Below are 5,145 nucleotides of genomic sequence, written 5' to 3' on the forward strand. Positions count from 1 at the left end.
AAAAATGTTCGGCGGTGTCCTACTCTCCCACAGGGTCCCCCCTGCAGTACCATCGGCGCTGAGAAGCTTAGCTTCCGGGTTCGGAATGTGACCGGGCGTTTCCTTCTCGCTATGGCCGCCGAAACTCTATGGATATGTCAATCTGTTCTCGACCGCACATCGAGAACCACAAAGTGGACGCGAACATCATCGCAGAAGCGATGGAAAGTGTTATCAAGTCATCGGCTTATTAGTACCGGTCAGCTCCACACGTTACCGTGCTTCCACATCCGGCCTATCAACCCAGTAGTCTAGCTGGGAGCCTCTCGGGCACAAGGCCCATGGAAGTCTCATCTCGAGGCCGGCTTCCCGCTTAGATGCTTTCAGCGGTTATCCATCCCGAACGTAGCTAATCAGCGGTGCTCCTGGCGGAACAACTGACACACCAGAGGTTCGTCCAACCCGGTCCTCTCGTACTAGGGTCAGATCCTCTCAAACTTCCTACGCGCGCAGCGGATAGGGACCGAACTGTCTCACGACGTTCTAAACCCAGCTCGCGTACCGCTTTAATGGGCGAACAGCCCAACCCTTGGGACCTACTCCAGCCCCAGGATGCGACGAGCCGACATCGAGGTGCCAAACCATGCCGTCGATATGGACTCTTGGGCAAGATCAGCCTGTTATCCCCGAGGTACCTTTTATCCGTTGAGCGACAGCGCTTCCACAAGCCACTGCCGGATCACTAGTCCCGACTTTCGTCCCTGCTCGACCTGTCAGTCTCACAGTCAAGCTCCCTTGTGCACTTACACTCGCCACCTGATTGCCAACCAGGTTGAGGGAACCTTTGGGCGCCTCCGTTACTCTTTAGGAGGCAACCGCCCCAGTTAAACTACCCACCAGGCACTGTCCCTGAACCGGATCACGGTCCGAAGTTAGACATCCAGAGTGACCAGAGTGGTATTTCAACAATGACTCCACCCGAACTGGCGTCCGGGCTTCACAGTCTCCCACCTATCCTACACAAGCCACACCGAATACCAATACCAAGCTGTAGTAAAGGTCACGGGGTCTTTCCGTCCTGCTGCGCGTAACGAGCATCTTTACTCGTAATGCAATTTCGCCGAGTTCGTGGTTGAGACAGTTGGGAAGTCGTTACGCCATTCGTGCAGGTCGGAACTTACCCGACAAGGAATTTCGCTACCTTAGGATGGTTATAGTTACCACCGCCGTTTACTGGGGCTTAAATTCGCAGCTTCGCCGTAAGGCTGACCGCTCCTCTTAACCTTCCAGCACCGGGCAGGCGTCAGTCCGTATACATCGTCTTGCGACTTGGCACGGACCTGTGTTTTTAGTAAACAGTCGCTACCCACTGGTCTCTGCGGCCACCACACCCTTTCGGTGTAAAACCTAATAAGTGGATGGCCCCCCTTCTCCCGAAGTTACGGGGGCATTTTGCCGAGTTCCTTAACCACGATTCTCTCGATCTCCTTGGTATTCTCTACCTGACCACCTGAGTCGGTTTGGGGTACGGGCGGCTAGAACCTCGCGTCGATGCTTTTCTTGGCAGCAGAGGATCACCCACTTTTCATCCGCATCGTGTCTCACCCTTATATGACTCCCGGATTTGCCTAGGAGTCGGGCTACGCACTTGCACCAGGACAACCATCGCCTGGCTTGGGCTACCTTCCTGCGTCACACCTGTTAATACGCTAGCCGCACCAGCATGGGGTCGAGCGTTCACCAGAACACCATCACCCCGAAGGGATCAGGCACATCCTGGCTAGGACTCTTAGCACCACTGGATTGACTGGGGCGGTTCTTCGCCGGTACGGGAATATCAACCCGTTGTCCATCGACTACGCCTGTCGGCCTCGCCTTAGGTCCCGACTTACCCAGGGAAGATGAGCTTGACCCTGGAACCCTTGGTCTTCCGGAGGACGTGTTTCTCACACGTCTTTCGCTACTCATGCCTGCATTCTCACTCGTGTGCCGTCCACGGCTGGGTCACCCCGCCGCTTCACCCGGCACACGACGCTCTCCTACCCATCCACACGACTGGACCACGAAGGCCTATCGCAAAGTGTGAATGCCACATCTTCGGTGGCGTGCTTGAGCCCCGTTACATTGTCGGCGCGGAATCACTTGACCAGTGAGCTATTACGCACTCTTTCAAGGGTGGCTGCTTCTAAGCCAACCTCCTGGTTGTCAAGGCAACTCCACATCCTTTCCCACTTAGCACGCGCTTAGGGACCTTAGATGGTGGTCTGGGTTGTTTCCCTCTCGACGATGAAGCTTATCCCCCACCGTCTCACTGCTGCGCTCTCACTTACCGGCATTCGGAGTTTGGCTGACGTCAGTAACCTGGTCGGGCCCATCGGCCATCCAGTAGCTCTACCTCCGGCAAGAAACACGCAACGCTGCACCTAAATGCATTTCGGAGAGAACCAGCTATCACGAAGTTTGATTGGCCTTTCACCCCTATCCACAGCTCATCCCCTCAGTTTTCAACCTAAGTGGGTTCGGCCCTCCACGACGTCTTACCGTCGCTTCAGCCTGGCCATGGATAGATCACTTCGCTTCGGGTCTAGGACACGCGACTGAACGCCCTATTCAGACTCGCTTTCGCTACGGCTACCCCACACGGGTTAACCTCGCCACGTATCGCTAACTCGCAGGCTCATTCTTCAAAAGGCACGCTGTCACCCCTGCTAAGGAGGCTCCAACGGTTTGTAAGCAAACGGTTTCAGGTACTATTTCACTCCCCTCCCGGGGTACTTTTCACCTTTCCCTCACGGTACTTGTCCGCTATCGGTCATCTGGGAGTATTCAGGCTTATCAGGTGGTCCTGACAGATTCACACGGGATTTCTCGGGCCCCGTGCTACTCGGGATACTCTCCACGCCAAGAACACGCATTTCGGCTACAGGGCTATCACCTGCTACGGCCCGCCTTTCCAGACGATTCGCCTATACGCTCTTGTCACGCCGACTGTCCGGCAGAACAGTCAAGAAAGTCCCACAACCCCCAACATGCAACGCCCGCCGGCTATCACACACGCTGGGTTTAGCCTCTTCCGGTTTCGCTCGCCACTACTCACGGAATCACTGTTGTTTTCTCTTCCTGTGGGTACTGAGATGTTTCACTTCCCCACGTTCCCTCTACCCGCCCTATACATTCAGGCGGGAGTCACCAGGTCGGCACGCCGCCTGGCGGGGTTTCCCCATTCGGAAATCCTCGGATCAAAACTCGCTTACCAATTCCCCGAGGCTTATCGCAGATTGCCACGTCCTTCTTCGGCTCCAGATGCCAAGGCATCCACCGTTTGCTCTTAAAGACTTGAAATCACATGAGCACGACCCACAACAAAAAGCTGTGAGCCGAAAAAATCATCTATTCTTTAAGATGCTCGCGTCCACTGTGTAGTTCTCAACGTACGGGCGGTACCTGCCCGGCCACCCCCAAAAGGGAAACCAGAACAGGTCCAAAGGGAAGAACACGCCACCCGAAGGCGACAGGCCCGGTCCCTCAGGACCCAACAGCGTGCAGACACCGGCACCGCCGGCCCCACCCCTCCAACTGCCGAAGCAGCGTACTAAGCAGAACCCTTGGTTCCGGCATCATGTCAAATGTTCCACCCATGAGCCCCGACCACACACATTCGGTGTGGAACCGGGTACTGGAGCACCCCACCAAAGGCGAGGCACTCAGTTGCTCCTTAGAAAGGAGGTGATCCAGCCGCACCTTCCGGTACGGCTACCTTGTTACGACTTAGTCCTAATTACCGATCCCACCTTCGACGGCTCCCTCCACAAGGGTTGGGCCACCGGCTTCAGGTGTTACCGACTTTCATGACTTGACGGGCGGTGTGTACAAGACCCGGGAACGTATTCACCGCAGCGTTGCTGATCTGCGATTACTAGCGACTCCGACTTCACGTAGTCGAGTTGCAGACTACGATCCGAACTGGGACCGGCTTTTTGGGATTCGCTCCACCTCACGGTATCGCAGCCCTTTGTACCGGCCATTGTAGCATGCGTGAAGCCCAAGACATAAGGGGCATGATGATTTGACGTCATCCCCACCTTCCTCCGAGTTGACCCCGGCAGTATCCCCTGAGTTCCCACCATTACGTGCTGGCAACAGAGAACGAGGGTTGCGCTCGTTGCGGGACTTAACCCAACATCTCACGACACGAGCTGACGACAACCATGCACCACCTGTACACCGACCACAAGGGGGCGACCATCTCTGGCCGTTTCCGGTGTATGTCAAGCCTTGGTAAGGTTCTTCGCGTTGCATCGAATTAATCCGCATGCTCCGCCGCTTGTGCGGGTCCCCGTCAATTCCTTTGAGTTTTAGCCTTGCGGCCGTACTCCCCAGGCGGGGAACTTAATGCGTTAGCTGCGTCACGGAATCCGTGGAAAGGACCCCACAACTAGTTCCCACCGTTTACGGGGTGGACTACCAGGGTATCTAAGCCTGTTTGCTCCCCACCCTTTCGCTCCTCAGCGTCAGTTACGGCCCAGAGATCTGCCTTCGCCATCGGTGTTCCTCCTGATATCTGCGCATTCCACCGCTACACCAGGAATTCCAATCTCCCCTACCGCACTCTAGTCTGCCCGTACCCACTGCAGACCCGAAGTTGAGCCTCGGGATTTCACAGCAGACGCGACAAACCGCCTACGAGCTCTTTACGCCCAATAATTCCGGATAACGCTTGCACCCTACGTATTACCGCGGCTGCTGGCACGTAGTTAGCCGGTGCTTTTTCTGCAGGTACCGTCACCCGAAGGCTTCTTCCCTGCCAAAAGAGGTTTACAACCCGAAGGCCGTCATCCCCCACGCGGCGTTGCTGCATCAGGCTTGCGCCCATTGTGCAATATTCCCCACTGCTGCCTCCCGTAGGAGTCTGGGCCGTGTCTCAGTCCCAGTGTGGCCGGTCACCCTCTCAGGCCGGCTACCCGTCGACGCCTTGGTGAGCCATTACCTCACCAACAAGCTGATAGGCCGTGAGCCCATCCCAAACCGAAAAATCTTTCCAACAACAGACCATGCGGCCATTGCTCATATCCAGTATTAGACGCCGTTTCCAGCGCTTATCCCAGAGTCCGGGGCAGGTTGCTCACGTGTTACTCACCCGTTCGCCACTAATCCACCCAGCAAGCT

General features: G+C 56.1%; 3 rRNA genes. All 3 read right to left on the reverse strand.

What is annotated here, in order from left to right:
* Positions 1–6: 6 nt before the first annotated feature.
* Positions 7–123, reverse strand: a 5S ribosomal RNA gene (rrf, locus tag ABMQ42_RS18110).
* Positions 124–209: 86 nt separating this feature from the next.
* Positions 210–3,321, reverse strand: a 23S ribosomal RNA gene (locus ABMQ42_RS18115).
* A gap of 377 nt (positions 3,322–3,698) precedes the next feature.
* Positions 3,699–5,145: ribosomal RNA gene (locus tag ABMQ42_RS18120) — 16S ribosomal RNA — on the reverse strand; the annotation flags it as partial.

Source organism: Microbacterium sp. KR10-403 (genome assembly GCF_040196215.1).
Classification (GTDB): domain Bacteria; phylum Actinomycetota; class Actinomycetes; order Actinomycetales; family Microbacteriaceae; genus Microbacterium.